The organism is Acidovorax sp. GW835-FHT14G06, assembly GCF_058793595.1.
In genome coordinates this window covers 162,978-183,171 of sequence record NZ_JBXAGA010000009.1, presented here as the reverse complement: position 1 = coordinate 183,171, position 20,194 = coordinate 162,978, and the positions used below count along the sequence as shown (strand labels likewise).

The 20,194-nt window shown below is 66.8% G+C and carries 20 protein-coding genes; 11 read left to right on the top strand and 9 right to left on the bottom strand.

The window, feature by feature from the left end:
* Window positions 1–810, bottom strand: a complete 810-nt coding sequence (locus AC1Q64_RS17400; RefSeq protein ID WP_492252189.1) for an IclR family transcriptional regulator — start codon at window positions 808–810, stop codon at window positions 1–3.
* A 142-nt stretch (window positions 811–952) separates the two neighbouring features.
* On the opposite strand from AC1Q64_RS17400, the gene AC1Q64_RS17395 reads away from it, so the two are divergent.
* The 5 genes from AC1Q64_RS17395 (at window position 953) to AC1Q64_RS17375 (ending at window position 5,444) form a co-directional block, all read left to right on the top strand.
* On the top strand, window positions 953–1,912 hold the full coding sequence (locus AC1Q64_RS17395; protein WP_252658790.1) for an MBL fold metallo-hydrolase: 960 nt from the start codon (window positions 953–955) through the stop codon (window positions 1,910–1,912).
* Window positions 1,913–1,938: 26 nt separating this feature from the next.
* Window positions 1,939–3,591, top strand: coding sequence for an FAD-dependent oxidoreductase (locus tag AC1Q64_RS17390; protein WP_492252188.1), 1,653 nt, complete (start codon window positions 1,939–1,941; stop codon window positions 3,589–3,591).
* 26 nt (window positions 3,592–3,617) lie between these two features.
* Window positions 3,618–3,875 carry a DUF2783 domain-containing protein gene (locus AC1Q64_RS17385; protein WP_056747964.1) on the top strand — a complete coding sequence of 86 codons (258 nt, stop codon included), beginning with the start codon at window positions 3,618–3,620 and terminating at the stop codon, window positions 3,873–3,875.
* Between the two features lie 93 nt (window positions 3,876–3,968).
* Window positions 3,969–4,937 (top strand): Bug family tripartite tricarboxylate transporter substrate binding protein, encoded by a 969-nt coding sequence (locus tag AC1Q64_RS17380; protein ID WP_492252187.1) that lies wholly within the window; start codon window positions 3,969–3,971, stop codon window positions 4,935–4,937.
* A gap of 57 nt (window positions 4,938–4,994) precedes the next feature.
* Window positions 4,995–5,444 carry a hypothetical protein gene (locus tag AC1Q64_RS17375; RefSeq protein ID WP_492252186.1) on the top strand — a complete coding sequence of 150 codons (450 nt, stop codon included), beginning with the start codon at window positions 4,995–4,997 and terminating at the stop codon, window positions 5,442–5,444.
* Here AC1Q64_RS17375 and AC1Q64_RS17370 read toward each other — a convergent pair whose 3' ends face one another.
* The 3 genes from AC1Q64_RS17370 to AC1Q64_RS17360 are packed head-to-tail and all read right to left on the bottom strand — an operon-like array spanning window position 5,445 to window position 7,174.
* The gene (locus tag AC1Q64_RS17370; RefSeq protein WP_492252185.1) at window positions 5,445–6,005 is read right to left on the bottom strand and encodes a DUF2062 domain-containing protein; all 561 of its coding nucleotides are present in this window, start codon (window positions 6,003–6,005) and stop codon (window positions 5,445–5,447) included.
* Window positions 6,005–6,163, bottom strand: coding sequence for a hypothetical protein (locus tag AC1Q64_RS17365; RefSeq protein WP_492252184.1), 159 nt, complete (start codon window positions 6,161–6,163; stop codon window positions 6,005–6,007). Before AC1Q64_RS17365 ends, AC1Q64_RS17370 begins: the two co-directional genes overlap by 1 nt.
* Window positions 6,164–6,190: 27 nt before the next feature.
* Window positions 6,191–7,174: a TerC family protein gene (locus AC1Q64_RS17360; protein ID WP_291436633.1), complete on the bottom strand. Its 984-nt coding sequence runs from the start codon at window positions 7,172–7,174 to the stop codon at window positions 6,191–6,193.
* Between the two features lie 160 nt (window positions 7,175–7,334).
* Between AC1Q64_RS17360 and AC1Q64_RS17355 the strand changes: the two genes are divergently transcribed.
* Window positions 7,335–8,237 (top strand): LysR family transcriptional regulator, encoded by a 903-nt coding sequence (locus AC1Q64_RS17355; RefSeq protein WP_492252183.1) that lies wholly within the window; start codon window positions 7,335–7,337, stop codon window positions 8,235–8,237.
* A gap of 77 nt (window positions 8,238–8,314) precedes the next feature.
* Here the strand turns inward: AC1Q64_RS17355 and AC1Q64_RS17350 are convergent, their stop codons facing one another.
* The 4 genes from AC1Q64_RS17350 to AC1Q64_RS17335 all read right to left on the bottom strand — a co-directional run bounded on the left by AC1Q64_RS17350 (window position 8,315) and on the right by AC1Q64_RS17335 (window position 12,174).
* Window positions 8,315–9,043, bottom strand: a complete 729-nt coding sequence (locus AC1Q64_RS17350; RefSeq protein WP_492252182.1) for an alpha/beta hydrolase — start codon at window positions 9,041–9,043, stop codon at window positions 8,315–8,317.
* Between the two features lie 185 nt (window positions 9,044–9,228).
* A complete protein-coding gene (locus tag AC1Q64_RS17345) occupies window positions 9,229–9,462 on the bottom strand; it encodes a helix-turn-helix transcriptional regulator (protein WP_492252181.1) in 234 nt (77 codons plus the stop codon).
* Window positions 9,463–9,728: 266 nt separating this feature from the next.
* On the bottom strand, window positions 9,729–11,063 hold the full coding sequence (locus AC1Q64_RS17340; RefSeq protein WP_492252180.1) for a sulfatase family protein: 1,335 nt from the start codon (window positions 11,061–11,063) through the stop codon (window positions 9,729–9,731).
* 154 nt (window positions 11,064–11,217) lie between these two features.
* Window positions 11,218–12,174, bottom strand: a complete 957-nt coding sequence (locus tag AC1Q64_RS17335; RefSeq protein ID WP_492252179.1) for a tripartite tricarboxylate transporter substrate-binding protein — start codon at window positions 12,172–12,174, stop codon at window positions 11,218–11,220.
* 99 nt (window positions 12,175–12,273) lie between these two features.
* Between AC1Q64_RS17335 and AC1Q64_RS17330 the strand changes: the two genes are divergently transcribed.
* From AC1Q64_RS17330 to AC1Q64_RS17315, 4 genes are all read left to right on the top strand, one after another.
* Window positions 12,274–12,843, top strand: coding sequence for a MarR family winged helix-turn-helix transcriptional regulator (locus AC1Q64_RS17330; protein ID WP_492252178.1), 570 nt, complete (start codon window positions 12,274–12,276; stop codon window positions 12,841–12,843).
* Window positions 12,844–12,980: 137 nt separating this feature from the next.
* Window positions 12,981–14,564 carry an MFS transporter gene (locus tag AC1Q64_RS17325; protein WP_492252177.1) on the top strand — a complete coding sequence of 528 codons (1,584 nt, stop codon included), beginning with the start codon at window positions 12,981–12,983 and terminating at the stop codon, window positions 14,562–14,564.
* A 101-nt stretch (window positions 14,565–14,665) separates the two neighbouring features.
* Complete coding sequence (gene hemE / locus AC1Q64_RS17320) at window positions 14,666–15,778, top strand: uroporphyrinogen decarboxylase (RefSeq protein WP_146872087.1); 1,113 nt, start codon at window positions 14,666–14,668, stop codon at window positions 15,776–15,778.
* Window positions 15,779–15,829: 51 nt separating this feature from the next.
* Entirely contained in the window at window positions 15,830–16,714 is an 885-nt protein-coding gene (locus tag AC1Q64_RS17315; RefSeq protein ID WP_492252176.1) for a helix-turn-helix transcriptional regulator, read from the top strand.
* Window positions 16,715–16,726: 12 nt separating this feature from the next.
* On the opposite strand, the gene AC1Q64_RS17310 is transcribed toward AC1Q64_RS17315, so the two are convergent.
* Window positions 16,727–17,188, bottom strand: coding sequence for a NuoB/complex I 20 kDa subunit family protein (locus AC1Q64_RS17310; protein ID WP_291436670.1), 462 nt, complete (start codon window positions 17,186–17,188; stop codon window positions 16,727–16,729).
* 850 nt (window positions 17,189–18,038) lie between these two features.
* On the opposite strand from AC1Q64_RS17310, the gene priA reads away from it, so the two are divergent.
* On the top strand, window positions 18,039–20,162 hold the full coding sequence (gene priA / locus AC1Q64_RS17305) for a replication restart helicase PriA (RefSeq protein WP_492252239.1): 2,124 nt from the start codon (window positions 18,039–18,041) through the stop codon (window positions 20,160–20,162).
* Window positions 20,163–20,194: the final 32 nt, after the last annotated feature.

The window sequence follows — 20,194 nt, the reverse complement described above, 5'->3', positions numbered from 1 at the left end:
CTACGCGGGGCCGACCGGCGCCCCCAGGCGCTGCGACAAACTCCGCGCCGCCTCGCGCAGATGTTGCGCCGCCGGGCTGGCGGGCCCGGTCTGCAGCGTGGCGCTGGGACCGATCACGGCGATGCACAGCACCAGCTGCCCGAACCCATCAAACACCGGCGTGGCCAGCGCGCTGATGCCGGGCAGGAGCTGGTCGGTCACCTCGCTGATCTGGTGCTGGCGCACCGCCTCCAGTTCGGCCGCAAAGGCGGGCTCGTCCAAAGCGCCCGCAAACCCTTCGGCCGCCAGCGCAGCCGCAGCGCGCTCGCGCGGGCCGAAGGCCGCAAACACCTTGCCCGTGGCCGTGTGCCGCACCGAGGCCGTGGTGCCGTGGCGCATGGCCACATACACGGCGGTGGGGCCTTCCTCCACACGAATGATGGTGGGGCCGTTGTCGCCCCAGACCGAGGCCGACACGGTGTAGCCGATGCGCTGGGCCAGCGCGGGCAGCTCGGCAATGGCCAGGCGCACCGGGTCCACCTGCTGCAGGCTGATGAGGCCCAGCTGCATGGCCAAGGGGCCCAGGCCGTAATGGCCGCTCACGGCGTCCTGCTCGATCAGGCCCAGCTTGCCAAAGCTCACCAGGTAGGGGTGGGCCTTGGCGGCCGTCATGTCCGCCGCGCGGGCCAGGTCCTTGAGCGCCATGCGCCGGCCGGTGCGTGCCAGCACCTTCAGCAGCTGGCCGCCCACCTCCACGCTCTGGATGCCGCGCGGGCTGCGGGGCGTGTCTTCGTCGTCGGCGGGGGGCAGGTCGGGGGTCGTGGTGGGCATGGGGCGATTGTCCACGCAGCGCAGCATCCATCCGCACCTCGGGTTTACACCTAAACAAATGCGTTAGACATGAACGAATTTCTTGCCTAACATCAACGCATTCCGTTTAGATAAACGCATTCACCATTAACAAATCTCCACCATGAGCACCGTCAAAACCTTTGCCTCCGCCGCCGACCTCGAAGTGAAGAAGGTGAGCTTCGACAAGCTCTCCGACCACGCCTATGCCTACACGGCCGAGGGCGACCCCAACACCGGCATCATCATTGGCGACGACGCAGTGATGGTCATCGACACCCAGGCCACGCCCGTGATGGCGCAGGACGTGATCCGCCGCATCCGCGAGGTGACGGACAAGCCCATCAAGTACGTGCTGCTCTCCCACTACCACGCGGTGCGCGTGCTGGGCGCAAGCGCTTACGGCGCCGAGCACATCATTGCCAGCGAGGACACGCGCGACCTGATCGTGGAGCGCGGCCAATTCGACAAGGACAGCGAGATCGGTCGCTTCCCGCGCCTGTTCCAGAACGTGGAGAGCGTGCCGGACGGCCTGACCTGGCCGACCATGACCTTCAACAAGAAGATGACCCTGTGGCTGGGCAAACTCGAAGTGCAGATCCTGCAGCTGGGCCGGGGCCACACCAAGGGCGACACGGTCGCCTGGCTGCCGCAAGAAAAGATCCTGTTCAGCGGCGACCTGGTGGAGTTCGACGCCACGCCGTATGCGGGCGATGCGTATTTCCAGGACTGGCCGCAGACCCTGGACAACATCGCGGCGCTGAAGCCCGAAAAGCTGGTGCCCGGCCGGGGCGCCGCACTGCAGACGCCCGAGCAGGTGCAGGCGGGCCTGGCGGGCACGCGCGCCTTCATCAGCGACCTGTACGAGAGCGTGAAGGCCAGCGCTGCGAAGGGCGAAGACCTGCGCAAGGTCTACGAGGCCACGTTTGCCCAACTGCAACCCAAGTACGGGCACTGGGTGATCTTCAACCACTGCATGCCGTTCGACGTGACCCGAGCGTACGACGAGGCCACGCAATACCCCGACCCACGCATCTGGACCGCTGAACGCGACATTCAAATGTGGAAAGCCCTGGAAGGCTGAACCGCCGAGGTTGGAGGAGACAAAAAATGAACCCCAGAGACATTCCCCGCGAGGCTTTTCACGCCAGTGGCGCCGAGGTGCAGGGCATCGACTTCGGCTACGTGCGCTCGCCCGACCAGGACCGCACCGCGCCCGCACAGCACCCCATCGTGGTCATCGGCGCGGGCCCCGTGGGCCTGTCGCTGGCCATCGACCTGGCCCAGCGCGGACAGCGTGTGGTGGTGCTGGACAACGACCACAAGCTCTCCATCGGCTCGCGCGCCATCTGCTTTGCGAAACGCACGCTCGAAATCTGGGACCGCCTGGGCGTGGGCCAGCGCATGGTGAACAAGGGTATTTCGTGGAACCTGGGCAAGGTGTTCCTCAAAGACGAGCAGCTGTATGAGTTCAACCTGCTGCCCGAGGAAGGCCACGAGCGCCCCGCCTTCATCAACCTGCAGCAGTACTACGCCGAGGCCTACCTGGTGGAGCGCGCGCTGCAATTGCCGGGCATCGACATCCGCTGGCACAACAAGGTGACGGCCGTGCAAAGCCGCGCGGACGGCGCGCTGCTTTGCATCGACACGCCCGAAGGCGCCTACCAGATGGATGCGCAATGGCTGGTAGCTTGCGACGGCGCGCGCTCGCCCACGCGGCAGATGCTGGGGCTGGCGAGCAAGGGGCGCATCTTTCAGGACCGCTTCCTGATCGCCGACGTGAAGCTGGCGGATGAGGCGAACTTCCCGACCGAGCGCTGGTTCTGGTTCGACCCACCCTTTCATCCCAACCAGAGCGTGCTGCTGCACCGCCAGCCCGACAACGTCTGGCGCATCGACTTCCAGCTGGGCTGGGATGCCGACCCGGAAGAAGAGAAAAAGCCCGAGAACATCATCCCGCGCGTGAAGGCGTTGCTGGGTGCGGAAGCGCAGTTCGAACTGGACTGGGCCAGCGTCTACACCTTTGCCTGCCTGCGCATGGACCAGTTCGTGCACGGCCGCGTCATCTTCGCGGGCGACAGCGCGCATGGCGTATCGCCCTTTGGTGCCCGTGGCGCCAACAGCGGCGTGCAGGACGCCGAGAACCTGGCCTGGAAGCTGGACTGGGTACTCAAGGGCCGGGCCAGCCCGGCGCTGGTGGCCACCTATGGCCCCGAGCGTGAATACGCGGCCGACGAGAACCTGTGCAACTCCACCCGCGCCACCGACTTCATCACGCCCAAGAGCGAGGTGAGCCGCCTGTTCCGCGATGCCGCACTGCACCTGGCGCGTGACCATGCATTTGCGCGCCGCATCGTCAACAGTGGGCGCCTGTCGGTGCCCGCCACGCTGCATGTGTCGCCTTTGAGCACGCCCGACACCGATGCGTTTGTGGGCACCCAGGTGCCCGGTGCCGTGCTGCTGGACGCACCCTTGACCAAACAGGGCCAGCCCACCTGGCTGCTGCGCGAGCTGGGGCCGGACTTCACGCTGCTGGTGTTTGGCCCTGCCCCTGCATGGACGCGTGACCTGCCCGATGTGAAGGTGCTGCAGATCGGCATCGACGTGATCGACCACCAGGCGCTGGCTGCCCAGCGGCTGGACGCGCTGCCGCGCACCGTGTACCTGGTGCGGCCCGACCAGCATGTGTGTGCGCGCTGGCGCACGCCCACCGAAGCTGCCGTGCGCAGCGCGCTGGCCCGTGCCACGGCCGCCGCCGTCTGACCAGGAAGACGACAAGGAACATGCCCATGCTGAACACCCAACCGAACCTGCAGGCCTGCGACGACTTTTATGAAGCGCTGATCGCTGCGCACCAAGGCCTCTCTACCCCCGAGAGCCACGCCATGAACGCGCGCCTGGTGCTGCTGCTGGCCAACCACATCGGTGACCAGGCCACGCTGCAACACGCGCTGCAACTGGCGCGCGGCGATGCCGTGCCCACGGCAGACCAGCGGACCCACCAGGCCATCACGCCCGTGGTGCCTACCCACGCCGTCGCGGCCTAGCCCGCACCCATGGACCCCACAACCCCAACACCGCGCAGACGGTGCAGGGCCCGACTCGCCTTGAACTTTGACCACTACGGAGACAACACCACCATGCAGCGCAAACACTTCATCGCCACCCTCGCAGGCCTGGCCCTTGCCACCACACTGCCCCTGGCCAACGCCCAGGACACCAAACCACTCGAATGGGTGGTGGGCTATGCCGCTGGCGGCGGCTCGGACATCGTGGCCCGCACCATTGCCGAGTCGATGTCGGCCACGCTGGGCCGCCCCATCATCATCAACAACAAGCCCGGCGCGGGCACCAACATCGCCGCAGAGTACGCAGCGCGCAACAAGGACTACGGCAACCTGATGTTCTCGGCCGACTTCGCCACGCTGGCGGCCAATCCGTTTTTGTTCAGCAAGCTGAGCTACAACGCCGAAAAGGACTTCCAGCCCGTGGGCCTGCTGGTGCGTTTCCCCATGTTCCTGGTGGTGTCCAACAGCGTGCCGGCCAAGAACCTCAAGGAGTTCATGGCCTGGGCCAAGGGCCAGGCCGATGGCGTGAACTGGGCGTCGGCCGGGCCGGGCAGCCCGCACCACCTGGTGGGCGAGCTGTTCCGCGAGCAAAGCGGGCTCAAGCTCACCCATGTGCCTTATCGCGGCGCGGCTCCGGCCATCCAGGACGTGATTGGCGGCCAGGTGTCCGCGATGTGGATCGACAGTGCCACGGTGTACCCGTTCCTCGCGGGCAACAAGGTACGCGCGATTGGCGTGGCCAGCCCCCAGCGCGTGACGACCATGCCCGATGTGCCCACGATTTCCGAGCAGGGCCTGCAGGGGTTTGAAGGTTTTGCGTGGCAGGGGCTGGTGGTGCCCACGGGCGCATCGGCCGATGTGGTGGCCAGCTTCAGCAAGGCGCTGCAGACGGCCCTGGCCGACACGCGCACCAAGGCCCGCCTGCAGGCCCTGGGCGTGGAGCCCATGCCCGGCACAGCCGCCCAGATGGGCAGCTTTGCGCGCACCGAGCGCGAAAAATGGGGGCGCGTGATCACAAAAGTCGGTGTGAAGCTGGACTGACGCGCTGCAACGCAGCAGCACAGGGCGCAAAGGACGGAAGCACATGAGGCGCATACGATGGCGACCTCTGCCCTGCCTGCGCACACCACAATGCCCGACGCCAAGCACGCCAACGTCTCCGCACGCCTCGCAGCGCAATGGGTGCCGCTCACCAAGCTGCCCGCCTGCGATCTGTACCCGTGCCACATCGACAACCACCCGTTCGACGACGCAATGAGGGTGTTTGCCGCCCGCAGTACACGGTTTCGCGCCACGGTCGGCGCGCCGCGCGCGGGGCGGCAGTTTGCGTTGCGCCTTGCCAGCGGCCGCCACGCACTCATCACGAACTACGACGACTTTCCCGCCTCGCTGGAGTTTTCGTTGCAGATCAAGCAGCCGGCGCGTGGGCAGTCTTGGGCATACCTTGACGACTTGGCGGAGCTGACGCAAGCGTTGGGGCTCCCGCTGCCGGACAAGTCCCACGACGGTGCGCTGGCGTGGCGGCCACGCCAGCATACCGAAGGGTAGTCAGCAGGCAGACTGCCTGCAGCGAGCCAGCCGGCGCTTGCGCTGCAGTGCGGGGGTCAGCCACAGCAGCTGCACGCTGGCATAGCCCAGCGCCGCGAGCAGCAGGCCCAGCGTGGGCAGGCCCACCAGCAGCGGTGTGCCCAGCGCCTGCATCCAGGTGCCCAGGGCCTGCACCGTGAACTCCCCTCCCGGCGCCACGCTGCTCCAGGCGGGCAACGTCTGCGCGCCGGGCATCACCAGCGCCCCGAGGTAAAAGGCCATGACATACAGCGGCACGGTGGTGAGCGGGTTGGTATAGAAGGTGGCCACGCCTCCGGCCACCACGTTGCCGCGCAGCCAGGCGCACACCAGCAGCGTGCCAGGGATCTGCAACGGCCCGGGGATCAGGCCGCAGAACATGCCCGCCGCCACCCCGCGCGCCAGCGGCTGGCGCTGAAAGCGAAACAGGGCCCGCTGCTCCAGCCAGGGCTGGAACTGCGCCAGCCAGCTGCGGTCCAGAAGCTGGCTGGCCCGGGGCTCCAGAGCGCGCAGCCAGCGGCGCAAGCGACACAGCGACTGCATCATGCAACCAACGCTACCGCGGTACCAGCGCCCCACAAGGTGGTGAGGCCCACCAGCAGGCGCACGTCGCGCGACTCATTGTCAGCGTGGTAGGCCATGGCACTGGCCCCCACCAGGCCCAACAACATACACAGCATCACCGATTCGATCAGATCCATGGTTGTGGTCTCCAGGTTCGGCAGCGATCAGGCCTTGGGGGGCAGTGCGGGTGGGGCGCCCTTGGCAGCCTCGCCCGAATTGCGCAGCGACAGGAAGATGGACCCGGCGATCAGCGTGGCCGTGACCAGCAGCGCATAGCCGATTGGAATCTTCACGAAGTCGATGAGCAGCATCTTGCCGCCGATGAAGACCAGCACCAGCGCCAGGCCGTAGGCCAGCAGGTGGAAGCGGTCTGCCAGGTCAGCCAGCAGGAAGTACAGCGCACGCAAGCCCAGGATGGCAAAAATGTTGGCCGTGAGCACGATGAAAGGGTCGCTCGTGATCGCGAAGATGGCCGGGATGCTGTCCACCGCAAAGATGATGTCGGTCGTGCCGATCAGGATCAGCACCACGAACAACGGGGTGTAGTGCTTGACGCCATTGATCATGGTCGAGAGCTTTTCACCATCGAACTGGTCGGTGATGCGGATGCGCTTTTTCAGGAACTTGAGCACCGGGTTGGTGGCAATGTCGGTTTCCTGCCCGGCGGCAAACCACATCTTCACGCCGGTGATGACCAGGAACGCACCGAACACATACAGCAGCCAGTGGAAGGTGGCCAGCAGCCAGGCACCGGCCAGGATGAGCAGCGTGCGCAGCACGATGGCGCCAATGATGCCGATGATGAGTGCGCGCTTCTGGTACTGCGGCGGCACGGCAAAGTAGCTGAACAGCATGAGGAAGACGAAGATGTTGTCCACTGACAGGCTCTTCTCCACCAGATATCCGGTGATGAACTGCATGGACACCGTGTTGGCGATCTCGCGCCCCTGGCTGCTGTCCAGGTACCACCACAGGATGGCCACAAACACGAAGGCCAGGGAGAACCACAACAGGCTCCAGCGCGCAGCCTCGCCCATGGTGACCTTGTGCGCGCCCTGGCGCTCCATGACCAGCAAGTCAACGGCTATGGCAACGACCACGAAGACGGCAAATCCCGCCCACATCCACCACGTTCCAATTGTTTCCATCGAGTTTCTCCAAAGATGCCCTCACACACCCAGGCAAGCCGGGCGCCCAAGCCCAGGACTGTAGGGGCTGGGGTACTTCTTTAAAACCTGTGATCACAGTAGTATTGGTTCGGTTTTTACGAACCAAACACCTTTTTGACAGGCACACCGCAAAGAGATCATGAGCCAGAGCTTCAACTACCGCCATCTTTTCTACTTCTGGGTGGTCGCCAAGGAGGGCGGCATCGCCCGCGCCGCCGAAAGGCTGGACATGGCCGTACAGACCATCAGCGCCCAAGTGCGCGAGCTGGAAAAGTCGCTGGGCGTGAGCCTGCTGCGTACCGAGGGCCGCAACCTGGTGCTGACCGACGCGGGCGTGGCCGCGCTGCACGAGGCGGACCATATCTTTGCGCTGGGCGAGCTGCTGCCGGTGCGCGTGCGCGAAGCAGCCACAGGCCAGACACTGCGGCTGAACCTGGGCATCTCCGACGGCATTGCCAAACTGGCCGTGCACCGGCTGCTGACGCCCGTGCTGGACGAGCCGCACCTGCGCCTGCTGTGCCACGAGGGCGAGTTCCAGCCACTCTTGGGCGAGCTGGCACTGCACAAGCTCGACGCCGTGCTAGCCGACCGCGCAGCGCCCCCCAACCCCGCGCTGCGCACCACCAGCCAGCTGCTGGGCACCAGCGCCATCGCCTGGTACGCCCCCCCGCTGTGGGCCGAGGCGGCGGTCAGCAACTTCCCCCACAGCCTGGCCGTGGTGCCCTTGCTGCTGCCCACCGACCACGCCGCCATGCGCGCGCGCATCGACCACTGGCTGGAGCGCGAGCGCATCCGCCCACGCATTGCCGGGGAGTTTGAAGACAGCGCGCTGTTAAGCACCTTTGCCGCTACCGGCATGGGCGTGATGCCCGCACCGGTGTCGTTGGGCGAACACCTTGCCGAGACGCATGGGCTGGTACAGGTGGGCACCACGCCCGACGTACAGGAGCAGTTCCACCTGATCTACAGCGCGCGCAAGGTGATGCACCCGCTGCTCACGCGGCTACTGGAGGCGGGTCAGGGCGGAACGCTATTGAATTGATAGCTGCCAGCGCATATACATCTGGCGCTTGAGGCTAAAAGGGCTAAAAACTGGCGCCATGCCCTTGCGGGCACAGGTCAGTCGCGCCCGGCACGCTCGATGTGAAACGCCGCCGACGCGGGGTCGGAAAAGCACAGCTCATGGCTGCCCGGGCACTCCACCAGGCGGAACAGGCCCAGCCGCTCCGACAGGCGCGGATGCCAGGGCAGGCTGTGGGGCAGTGCCGTGTCCTGCTGCGCGTTCAGGTAGCTCTTGCCCACCTCCAGCGCGGCCAGCGGTACGGGCAGTTGCGCGGGTTCATTGAAGGTGCGGTAGGGGTGGGGGTTGAGCAGCGCGTAGGTGCTGCGCGCCAGGGCCTCGTCGGCGTCGTTGATGAAGGCATCGCGCCAGATGGGGTACGGCAACATCACGGCGTTGCCGCTGCTTGCCGCGACCTGGTCGAACAGCGCACGGTAGTGCGGTGGCACCAGGTCGTTCAGGCATTCGCCGTGCTGCGGCACGAAGGCGTTCCAGTACACCAGGCGGCGGACACGCCCCGGCAGCCGCGCGGGCATGTGGCTAATGACCATGCCACCGTAGCTGTGGCCCACCAGGCGCACATCGCTCAAGCCCTGGCCTTCGATGAAAGCCGCCAGCGAATCCACCGCGTCGGCCAGGCCTGTGGCGGCGCGGTCGTCGCCGGGGCGGTTGCCAGCGAGCGTAGGGCAATGCACGGTGTGGCCGCGCGCGCGCAGGTGGGCGGCGGTGGCTTCCATTTCGGCACCGGTGTGCCAGGCGCCATGGACCAGGACATAGGTATCCGGCATGTGTGTCTCCTTGGGGCTGTGTTGCGTTGTGGAACCGGGCAATCCGCCCTGCCGTTACCTTAGAAACACCCGGTGGCTCTGAATGGCCCGCGCGTGCCAGCCTGCTGTGCTGGATGTGCCAGAGCGCTCACCCACAGGCCAGCGCGGGCTGTCACACCGGTCGAGCGTTTGGCTTGCGGGCGACCTCAGCCGCCGCGCCGCCACTGCGCGGGCGACACGCCCTTGGCGCGCCGGAAGGCCCGGGCGAAATGCGAGGCGTCGGCAAAGCCGCAGCGCCGCCCGATCTCGCCCACGGCCACATGGGCCAGTTGGGGGCGGCGCAGCAGTTCGCCCGCCCGCGCAAGGCGCAATTCGCGCAACGTGCCCGCAAAGGTGTGGCCCTGCGCCGCAAAGGCCCGGTGCAAGGTGCGCAGCGACACGCCCACCTCCTGCGCCAAACCTGAGCCAAGAGGCCCGGCTGGTCGATGCGCGCCTGCAGCAGCGCACACAGATGGGCATGCAGGCTGCGCGCAGCAGTGGCATGCGCGCGGGCGGCGCCACCACGTCGGTGGTCCACTGGCGCACCGCAGCGGCAGACGAGGGCGCAGAGGCGGCGGGCATGGCGCCCAATCTACCGGCAAGCGGGCCGGGCAGGCAACAGGGCAAGCCCGCCCGCCAAACTCTCCTGACGGCCTGCGTGCCAGGCTCAGCGCTGCGGCATGTCCTTCACCGAGTACCCCAGGCTCACGGTCGCATCGTCGGGAATGGCGGGCATGGACGCATTCCAGGCCTCCCACGCTGCGCGCATGGCGTGCAGCCGCTCGGGTTCCACGGGCGCGCGGTTGGCGCGCTCGCGCTCATCCTCGGCCAGGTTGAACAGGTAGTCGTTGCCATCCACGCGCAGGTACTTCCACACGCCCTGGCGCATGGCGCGCTGGCCCCTGTGGTTCATGCGCCAGAACAGCGGGGGCTCGTCGATCACGTTGGCATCGCGCAGCAGCGGCATCAGGGAGCGGCCATCGAGCGGGTAGTCCGCATGCGCGGCGGCCCCTGCGGCGTCGAGGATCGTGACCGACCAGTCCATGGTCATGCAGGTCTGCGCGCTCACGCCGCCGGGTGCGATCACGGCGGGCCAGTGTGCGATCCAGGGCACGCGGATGCCACCTTCGGTCAGGTCCATCTTGCCGCCCACCAGGGGCCAGTTGTCCGAGAAGCGCTCGCCACCGTTGTCGCTGGTGAACACGACCAGCGTGTCGCGGTCAATGCCGTGCCGCTGCAACGCCACCATGATGCGGCCGATGCCCTCGTCCATGTGCTGGATCATGCGGCGGTAGGTCTCGATGTTGCCGCCGTGCAGGTGAAACAGGTTGCCCTTGACCTCCTGCGCCAGCGCCTCGTCGTCGCGCGTTTCCCAAGGCCAGTGAGGCGCCGTGTAGTGCAGGCTCAGGAAGAACGGTGTGCCCGCCTGTGCCCCCAGCGCCATGCGCTGCACGTAGTCCAGCGCGTGGTCGGTGATGAGGTCTGTGAGGTAACCATCCTGCTGCTTTTCCTCCTCGCCCAGGTACAGGTCGTGCGTGCCGTTGGAGCTGCAGTGCGTGAAGTAGTCCACCCCGCCCGACATGGGCCCGAAGAATTCTTCGTAGCCCGAGCGCAGCGGCCCGAACGCGGGTGGATAACCCAGGTGCCACTTGCCCATCAGCGCCGTGCGGTAGCCCGCTGCACGCAGCAGCGAGGGCAGCGTGGGGTGCTCGGGCGGCAGGCCCAGCGTGGTGCTGCCCCGGCTTTTGCTGTTGATGGGTTCCTCGGCCGCGCCGCGCAGGCGGTACTGGTAGCGCGCCGTCATCAGCGCAAAGCGCGTGGGCGAGCAGACGGGGGAATTGGAGTAGCCCTGCGTGAGCTTGAGGCCATTGGCCGCCAGCTGGTCGAGTACCGGCGACACCGGGCCAAACGCCGCGTCGCGCCCGCCGTAGCAGCCCAGGTCGGCGTAGCCGAGGTCGTCGGCAACGATGAAGATGATGTTGGGGCGGGGTTTTGTGGTCATCTTGAAGTCCAGTTTCACTCAGCCGCGCCCATTGCCTCTTCAATAGGCAATAGGCACGGCCGAGGCGAGGGGCGGCCAGCAAGGGCCGCCCCGCAGCGAGGCCGCCGTCCCCCTTGCGGGGGAAGCGGCAAAGCCGCTCAGGGGGTGCTTCCTATCAAGGTTTGAAGCCTGAGCGCTGCACCACCGGCGCCCACTGCGCGCGGTAGGCCTTGAGCATGGCTTCGGTCTGCCCCATGGTCGCTACCACCGGCTCCATCTTGGCGGTCTCAAACTTGCGCTGGGTGTCCGGGTCTTTCATCACCTCGTGGATCAGCCCAGCCAGGCGCTCAGCCTGGGCCTTGGGCATGCTCATGGGGGCGAAGAAGGTGTTCCACCCGGTAGCGGCCAGGTCCATGCCGGCTTCCTTGAAGGTGGGGATCTTGAGGTCCAGCGGGCTGCGCTTGGCGCTCGACACGGCCAGGATGCGGATCTTGCCCGCCTCGTGCTGGGGCAGCAGGGTGTCGAAGGTGTCAAACGCCACGGGCACCTGGCCGCCCAGCAGGTCGTTGAGCAGCGGCGCCGAGCCCCGGTAGCCCACCACCTCGGCGCGCACCTTGGCGGCATCGCCCACCATCAAACCGAAGAAGTGCGGCAGGCTGCCCGTGGCGGGCACGCCGAAGTTGGCCTTGTCCGGGTTGGCCCGCAGCCACGCCATGAGGTGTGGCAGCTCCTTCACCGGCACGGCACTGCCCACGGCCACGCCGAATTCGTAGCTGTTGACGTGGCTCACGGGGCGGAAGTCGCGCTCGGGGTCGTAGCCTGCGTCCGGGAACACCAGAGGCGCCACCAGCATGACGGCCGGGTTGGCCAGCAGCAGCGCGGGCTGGTTGGCGGGCGCGGCCTTCACCGCCTGGGCCGAGAGGCGGCCACCCGCGCCCGTCTTGTTCTCCACGATCACCGGCGTGCCGAGCTTGGTGCCCAGCTTGTCGGCCACGATGCGGGCCACACGGTCGGTGGCGCCACCAGGGGCGTAGCCCACCACGATGCGCAAGGGCGTCTCCTGCGCGTTGGCCAGGGTGGCACAGAGGGCCAGCACGGCGGTCAGTGCAGCGGTGGCAAGGGGTTTCCACATGATGGAGTTCTCCTGGTTGGACGGGCTGGCCCGGCAACGGGGGGCACGGGTTGATGAGCCCAATGTATTGGGCACACAATCGATTGATCTAATCAATTCATGTCCGTGAATACCCTGATGCCCGCGCCTGAATCGGCTCCCCTTACTGCAGCACCGCACGCCCACCGCCTGGCGCACCCGCAGGCCGCCAACGACCTGCTGATGTACCGCCTCAACCGCCTGATCGCGGTGGCGGGCAGCCTGGTGGTGCGGCTGTGCGAAGGCGGCTATGGCATCACCCGCCGCGAGTGGGGCCTGCTCATGATGTTGGCCCAGCACCCGGACATGCCCCCGGCGGAGCTGGCCCATCGCCTGGGGCTGGACCGCGCGCGCACCTCGCGTGCCATCACCTCGCTGCTGGCCAAAAAACTCATCACGCGCGACGCCATGCCCGGTGACCGGCGCCAGGCCAGGCTGTCGCTGACGCCTGCAGGGCAGGCTGTGCACAATGACCTGTTCCCGCAGGTAAGGACACTCAACCAGGACCTGCTTGCGGGACTGAACGCCGAGGCCGTGCAGACACTCGACCTGGCCCTCGCTGACATGCAGCAGCGCGCCGAGGCACTGGTCGCCACACGCACCGACGTACCACGCACGTACCGGCTCAGGGGCGGGCGGCATGTGGATTGAGGGGGTTTGCAGGATGGGGTCGCCCCAAAACGGGGAACCAGCGATATCCTCAAACCTGCTCTGAGCCACCCGCCCACAGACGCACCCGCTCTACCCCCGTCCCATAACGACCCACGCACGCCCAACGCCCATCCTTCATGTCCCAGCACTCGACCTCTTTGTGGAGCCCCCTGCGCCAACCCGCGTTCCGGGGCCTGTGGATCTGCGGTGGGATCTTTTTTGTGGGCAGCGGCATGCAGAGCATGGCGGCGGCGTGGCTCATGGTGGAACTCACAGGTTCGTCTTTCCTGGCAGCTCTGGTGCAGACGGCGGTGTTCATGCCCATGTTTTTGCTGGCCCTCCCCGCCGGCGTGCTGGCGGACACCACCGACCGGCGCCGGTTGATATCGGGCGCGCTGCTGGCGCAGACCGGGGCGTGCGCCTTGCTCACGCTGCTGACGCTGGGGGGCTGGAGTGGCCCGGCGTCGGTGCTGTTTCTGGTGTTCATCTGCGGCTGCTGCACGGCTGTGCTCACACCCGCCTGGAACTCCTCAGTCATCGACCCTGTGCCGCGTGACGAATGGCCCCAGGCCATCACCGCCGTGAGCATTGCCTACAACGCAGCGCGCGCCGTGGGGCCCACGATGGCGGGGCTGGTGTTTGCGCAGCTGGGCGCGGGCTGGGTGTTTGCCGTCACGGTGACCACCACGCTGGTGATGTGGGAGTCGATCCGCCGCTGGCCGCCCAAGGCGCACCCGCCCTCCAAGCTGCCCGCCGAGCGCCTGTGGGGCGGCACGCTCAGTGGCCTGCGTTTTGCATGGCATTCGCGCATGATCCTGGCGCAACTGGTGCGGGTGATGGCGTTCAGCGCAGCGGGCTCGGCCCTGTGGGCGCTGCTGCCGGTGATTGCGCAGCGCCAGCTGGGCACGGGCGCGCAGGGCTTTGGCCTGCTGATGGGTTGTCTGGGCACCGGCGCCGTGGCTGTGGGCCTGGTGCTGGGGCGGCTGCGAGCACGTTTTGGGCTGGAGGCCATCGTCGGCGCCGGTGGTGTGGTGTTTGCTGCGGCCATGCTGGTGGCGGCGCTGACCCACATCGCCTGGGTGGTCTACATCGCCATGCTGTTCGCGGGCGCGGCCTGGATGTCGGCCATGTCCACCTTCAACACTGCCACACAGGCCAGCGCACCACAGTGGGTGCGCTCACGCGCCGTGGCCATGCACATGGTGGCCGCGCTGGGCGCGTTCGCGATGGGCTCTGCGTTCTGGGGAGCGTCCTCAGACCTCATCGGCCTCATGCCCACGCTGTGTGTGGCGGCCGCACTGATGGGTGCAGGCCTGCTGTTGGCACGCCCCATGCCCTTGCGCATGGGCGCGCTGCACGAGGTGACGCAGGCCACGCCCTGGGATGAACTCTTCATCGAGGCTGAGCCCCTGCCAGAAGCGGGCCCTGTGGCCGTGGAGGTGGGCTACCGCATCGCACCCGGCACCGACGCAGCCTTCCTCGACACCATCAGCCGCATGAAAGCCCCGCGCCGCCGCGACGGCGCCACCTTCTGGCGCGTCTACAAGGACCTGGGCGAACCCTCCCGTTATGTAGAGCGTTTCATCGTCGAGTCCTGGGCCGACTACCTGCACCAGCGCGCCCGCGCCACGATGGCAGACCAGGCGCTGGAGACCGAAGTGCGTGCGTTTTTGGCGCCGGGCGAAGTCGTGCGGATGTCGCACTACATTGCAGAGCGATAGATGCCCTTGAGCCGACCCGTCGTGGTTTCGGCTTGATGCGCGTCAATTTCCGCAGCCGGATCGGGTGCCGAGGCCGGCGGTCGGCCTGCGACAATTGCGCCATGACCTTCGCCCCCCTTGCCAACGATACCTTCCTGCGAGCCTGCCGCCGCCAGGCCACCGACTACACGCCCCTGTGGCTCATGCGCCAGGCGGGGCGCTATCTGCCGGAGTACAAAGCCACGCGCGCCCAGGCGGGCAGCTTCATGGGCCTGGCTACCAATGTCCAGTACGCCACAGAAGTGACCTTGCAGCCGCTGGAGCGTTTCCCACTCGACGCCGCCATCCTGTTCAGTGACATCCTGACCGTGCCCGACGCCATGGGCCTGGGCCTGTCCTTTGCCGAGGGCGAAGGCCCGCGCTTTGCCAAAGTGGTGCGCGACGAGGCGGCCGTGGCCGAACTGGCCGTGCCTGACATGGACAAGCTGCGCTACGTATTCGACGCCGTGACCAGCATCCGCAAGGCGCTCAATGGGCGTGTTCCTTTGATCGGCTTCTCGGGCAGCCCCTGGACACTGGCCTGCTACATGGTCGAGGGCAAGGGATCGGACGACTACCGCCTGGTCAAGAGCCTGATGTACGCGCGTCCCGACCTGATGCACCGCATCCTGGCCATCAATGCCGACAGCGTGGCCGCATACCTCAACGCCCAGATCGACGCGGGCGCACAGGCCGTGATGATTTTTGACAGCTGGGGCGGCGTGCTGGCCGACGGTGCCTTCCAGGAGTTCAGCCTGGCTTACACCAAGCGCGTGCTGGCACAGCTCAAGCGCACCGGCGTGGATGGCACGGATGTGCCGCGCATTGTCTTCACCAAGGGCGGTGGCATCTGGCTGGAGGACATGAAAGACATCGACTGCGAGGTGCTGGGCCTGGACTGGACGGCCAACCTGGGCAAGGCGCGCGCCATCGTCGGCGGCCAGGTGGGCGGCCCCGGCAAGGCGCTGCAGGGCAACATCGACCCCAACGTGCTGTTTGCGCCGCCTGCGCAGATCGTCACCCAGGTGCATGCCGTGCTCGACAGCTTTGGCAAGCCCCACACCGACCGCAACACCACCGGCCCCACGCACATCTTCAATCTGGGCCACGGCATCAGCCAGTTCACCCCGCCCGAGCATGTGGCGGCATTGGTGGAGGCTGTGCACAGCCACTCGCGCGCGCAGCGCCAGGGCTGACACCCCGGCGAGGCATCCAGACCGCCCGGCACGCCGCGCAGGGACCAGGTGATGGCAACGGAACACCCTGTACCGCCGCCAGCGGAGTCCCCCACCGGCCCGCAGGCACTGCCCGCCTCGACCCTGCAATCCCCACCCGGCGCGCTCGCAGACTGCGTGCGCGCCTTTTTCTGGCGCGACCTGGGCCGCCAGCCGCCCCACACCCCGACGGACACGCGCGTGCCGCCCAGCCCCTACCCTGGCATCATCTGGCTCACGCGGGGCACCGCCCAACTCGTGGAATGTGCGGGCGCGACCGCCGCAGCGGCCATGCCGGCCATCACGCTCTCGGGCGCCCACCGACATCCGTACCACTCGGTCTCCTCCCGTGATGGTGATTCGTTCTGCCTGGCGTTACAGCCCGGCGCGCTGGGGCTGCTCACCGGGCAGGACCTTGCGCCGCTGACCGACCGGGTCACGGACGCAACGACCTGGCTGCCCGCAGCCTGGCACCCTTTCCTCGCGGCCGTCCACACGGCGCCCGACCATGGGGCGCGCCAGGCGCTGTGTGTGGACTTTCTGACCCCGCGCTGGGCGGCGGTGGCCGACCGGCATGCCGCCTGGGTGCAGGTGCTGCACCAGGACTGGCAGCGCGACGCACGGCAGGCCCTGGCCACCACACTCGGCTGGACGCCCCGGCACCTGCAGCGCCGCACCCGGCAGCTGGCGGGTCTGCGGCCTGGCGAGATCGAGCGCATGCTGCGGGCCGAACATGCCCTGCTGGCCATGCGCGATGGCAACGCCGGCGCCCTCGATGCCGCGCTGCGCCACGGCTATGCCGACCAGGCGCATTTCAGCCGCGAAGCGCGCGCCCTGTTCGAAAGGCCCCCTGTAGCGCTGAAGGCCCACACCCAGCGACCGGGCGACGATGCGGACTGGCTGCTGCGGCGCAGTTAGACCCGCTGCCGTTTACCGTGGGATCACTCGGGGCCGCTTGATCTTGGCCTGCAGCTGCAGGATGCCGTAGAGCAGCGCCTCGGCCGTCGGCGGGCAGCCGGGCACATACACATCCACCGGCACGATGCGGTCGCAACCCCGCACCACCGAATAGCTGTAGTGGTAGTACCCGCCGCCGTTGGCACATGAGCCCATCGAGATCACGTAGCGCGGCTCGGGCATCTGGTCATAGACCTTGCGGATGGCGGGCGCCATCTTGTTCGTCAGCGTGCCGGCCACGATCATCAGGTCGCTATGGCGTGGGCTGGAGCGCGGAATGATGCCGAACTGGTCCAGGTCGTAGCGCGCCATGGCGGCGTGCATCATTTCCACGGCGCAGCACGCCAACCCAAAGGTCATGAACCACAGGCTGTCGGCGCGTGCAGCCTGCACCACATCGTCCAGCCGGGCCAGCACAAAACCATCGCGCTCCATGGTCGGAGCCTCCGCAAGGGAAGGAGAAGAGTGTTTAACCATGGCCGCATCGTCGTCACGCGGACCCACGCCGTCTTGAAGCAAAGCGACATCGGCCGCCATCACCGGGGACCTGCGACGACACCAGCACCACCGCACAACGCCCGGGCAGGCCCTGCGACAATCCTTGGACCTTCATGCGCGGGCGAGGTCGCTTTCAAAGGCGCACTTATGCACAAAATTGGAGCATCCACCGGCCCCGCGTCGCTGCAGGTGTCAACTTGTAAAAAAACTTTGCATCACTGTAAGTCGTTGATTTATATGAATTTAAATCCCCTGCTTTTTTGACAGGCAATCCAACCAAAGCACGGATTTTCAAGGGCTTGCGGGGCAAACCCAAGGGATATCAACAAAGTTATCCACAGAAATTTTGGATTTCTTACAAATACCCTGTGAAATCAAGCACTTGCGGGCCATATCGAAGAAATGCGTGAACATGACACCACACCGCTAACACAAAAAGGGGGCTATCTGTCCTCTTGACGGCGTTCACGTGTCCGACTTATGCACACAAACCGTGATGCAGCGCAACATGAAACCGGTGAATCGGCCTAGCACAAAAATCCAGGGTAAATTTCTTCAGATGATTGATTCATAACGATTTTTTTGGCATGCCGCATTTCCGGGCAATCTGTTCGCAGCCAGTGTTCATGCGGCTTGGGCGGCTGTCCGGACAGGATGTCAACAAAGTTATCCACAGAAATCCGGGATTACTCACACACCCACGACAAATCAAGCACTTAGCCACCAAAGCTCCAGATCACATCCACAACCTGCACTAAGCCACTCTCTCGCTTCATAGCTTGTGTCTATCTATTCCTCCATCGTCCACGTTGCACTGCAGACGCCATCGCACAGTGGGGTCGGCGACCTGCTGAGCTACGCCAGTGAGCATCCGCTCCCACCGGGTACGCTGGTGCGCGTGCCGCTGGGTACGCGCGAGGTGCTGGGCGTGGTGTGGGATGCGGACGAGGCCCCCGGCGAGTTGCCCGATGGCGCCACGCTGCGCCCTGTTGCGGGCGTGCTGGACGGCGTGGCGCCTCTGGACTTACCCTGGCGGCGCCTGGTGGCATTTGCGGCACGCTACTACCAGCGCGCATTGGGCGAAGTGGCCCTGGCCGCCCTGCCTCCCCAGCTGCGCGACTTGCGTCCCGAGCAGTTGGCACGCCGGCTGCGGCGCCCGGTCAAGGGAGCAGCGGACACCTCCGACACTATTGAAAACATAGCACTCACCGCAGAACAAGAGAGCGCCAGGGTCCAAATTGCCGCTGCAAAAGGCCCCTTCTTGCTGTTTGGCAGCACGGGCAGCGGCAAGACCGAGGTGTACCTGCGCTGCGCGCAGGAGATGCTGGAGGCCGACCCCACCGCGCAAGCCCTGGTGATGGTGCCCGAGATCAACCTCACACCGCAGCTCGAAGAGCGCTTTGTGGGCCGCTTCGCCCCTCGTTTCGGCCCCGGCGCCGTGGTGTCGCTGCACAGCGGCATGACCAACCCGCAGCGTCTCAAGAGCTGGCTGGCCGCCCACAGCGGCAGCGCGCGCATCGTGCTGGGCACGCGCATGGCGGTGTTTGCCAGCCTGCCAGGGCTCAAACTCATCGTGGTCGATGAAGAACACGACCCCAGCTACAAGCAGCAGGAGGGCGCGCGCTACTCCGCACGCGACCTGGCCATCTGGCGCGGGCGCGAGCAGGGCGCCAAGGTGATCCTGGGCTCAGCCACACCGTCGCTGGAGAGCTGGTACGCCAGCCGCCCCCCCGCGGCCGACGACCCCGAAGGCGGCCGCTACTTGCGCCTGCACATGCCCAGCCGCATCGGTGCTGGTGCCCTGGCGCGTGTGCGCCGGGTGGACATGAACCAGCAGCCCCGCCGCACGGTGTTCAGCGCGCCGCTGCTGCAGGCCATCACCGAACGCGTGGCGCGCGGCGAGCAGAGCATGGTTCTGCTCAACCGCCGGGGCTACGCCCCCGTGCTGCACTGCGTGGACTGCGGCTGGAAGAGCGACTGCCCGCACTGCAGCGCGCACCAGGTGTTCCACAAGACCGACCGCACCCTGCGCTGCCACCACTGCGGCTACACGGTGCGCGTGCCATTTCATTGCCCGACCTGCGGCAGCCCCGACATCCACCCCATGGGCAAGGGCACCGAGCAGTTGGAGGAGCAACTGGGCGCCCTGCTGTCCGAAGTGCTGCGGCCCGACCGCACACCTGCGCGCATTGCCCGCATCGACGCCGACACCACCAAGGCCAAGGGTGCGCTGGAGGCCCAGCTGGCGCAAGTGCATTCGGGCGAGGTGGATGTGCTGGTGGGCACGCAGATGATCGCCAAGGGACATGACTTTCGCCGCATCACCCTGGTGGCCGCCGTGCAGCCCGATGGCGCACTGTTCAGCAGCGACTTTCGCGCAGCCGAGCGGCTGTTTGCGCTGCTCATGCAGGCCGCCGGGCGCGCGGGGCGGGATGCGGCCTACATGGCCGCGCAGGGCACGCAGTGCGAGATGTGGGTGCAGAGTTTTCACCCCAAACATGCGGTGTTCGAGGCGCTGCGCACGCACGACTACGAAGCCTTTGCCGCCCAGCAGCTCAAGGAACGCGAAGAGGCCGCCATGCCGCCGTTCTCGTACCAGGCGCTGGTGCGGGCCGATGCGCGCACGCAGGAGGTGGCGCAGGGCTTTCTGACCGCCGCCACCGCCGCCGCCCACGCCGCGCAGTTGCCGGGCCTGCCCGACGGCACGGTGATCCTGTTCCCGCCCGTGCCGCTGACCATCCAGCGCGTCGCCAATGTGGAACGCGCCCAGATGCTGATGGAAAGCAGCAGCCGCGCCACCCTGCAGCGCTTTCTGGCCGCGTGGCAGCCGATATTGCAAGCCACGCGCAGCCAGCCGGAGCACAAAGGGCTGATCCGCTGGCTGGTGGATGTGGACCCGTTAGCCATCTGAGGCGCCCCCGCAGGCCTGCGCAGCGGCCCAAA

Coding starts and splice junctions, on each gene's coding strand:
- AC1Q64_RS17360 (WP_291436633.1), bottom strand. CDS start 7,174: ATGGAAACAATTGGAACGTGGTGGATGTGGGCGGGATTTGCCGTCTTC.
- AC1Q64_RS17370 (WP_492252185.1), bottom strand. CDS start 6,005: ATGCAGTCGCTGTGTCGCTTGCGCCGCTGGCTGCGCGCTCTGGAGCCC.
- AC1Q64_RS17310 (WP_291436670.1), bottom strand. CDS start 17,188: ATGGAGCGCGATGGTTTTGTGCTGGCCCGGCTGGACGATGTGGTGCAG.
- AC1Q64_RS17350 (WP_492252182.1), bottom strand. CDS start 9,043: ATGCCGGATACCTATGTCCTGGTCCATGGCGCCTGGCACACCGGTGCC.
- AC1Q64_RS17380 (WP_492252187.1), top strand. CDS start 3,969: ATGCAGCGCAAACACTTCATCGCCACCCTCGCAGGCCTGGCCCTTGCC.
- hemE (WP_146872087.1), top strand. CDS start 14,666: ATGACCTTCGCCCCCCTTGCCAACGATACCTTCCTGCGAGCCTGCCGC.
- AC1Q64_RS17315 (WP_492252176.1), top strand. CDS start 15,830: ATGGCAACGGAACACCCTGTACCGCCGCCAGCGGAGTCCCCCACCGGC.
- AC1Q64_RS17395 (WP_252658790.1), top strand. CDS start 953: ATGAGCACCGTCAAAACCTTTGCCTCCGCCGCCGACCTCGAAGTGAAG.
- AC1Q64_RS17330 (WP_492252178.1), top strand. CDS start 12,274: ATGTCCGTGAATACCCTGATGCCCGCGCCTGAATCGGCTCCCCTTACT.
- AC1Q64_RS17365 (WP_492252184.1), bottom strand. CDS start 6,163: ATGGATCTGATCGAATCGGTGATGCTGTGTATGTTGTTGGGCCTGGTG.
- AC1Q64_RS17340 (WP_492252180.1), bottom strand. CDS start 11,063: ATGACCACAAAACCCCGCCCCAACATCATCTTCATCGTTGCCGACGAC.
- AC1Q64_RS17335 (WP_492252179.1), bottom strand. CDS start 12,174: ATGTGGAAACCCCTTGCCACCGCTGCACTGACCGCCGTGCTGGCCCTC.
- AC1Q64_RS17375 (WP_492252186.1), top strand. CDS start 4,995: ATGGCGACCTCTGCCCTGCCTGCGCACACCACAATGCCCGACGCCAAG.
- AC1Q64_RS17390 (WP_492252188.1), top strand. CDS start 1,939: ATGAACCCCAGAGACATTCCCCGCGAGGCTTTTCACGCCAGTGGCGCC.
- AC1Q64_RS17355 (WP_492252183.1), top strand. CDS start 7,335: ATGAGCCAGAGCTTCAACTACCGCCATCTTTTCTACTTCTGGGTGGTC.
- AC1Q64_RS17385 (WP_056747964.1), top strand. CDS start 3,618: ATGCTGAACACCCAACCGAACCTGCAGGCCTGCGACGACTTTTATGAA.
- AC1Q64_RS17325 (WP_492252177.1), top strand. CDS start 12,981: ATGTCCCAGCACTCGACCTCTTTGTGGAGCCCCCTGCGCCAACCCGCG.
- AC1Q64_RS17400 (WP_492252189.1), bottom strand. CDS start 810: ATGCCCACCACGACCCCCGACCTGCCCCCCGCCGACGACGAAGACACG.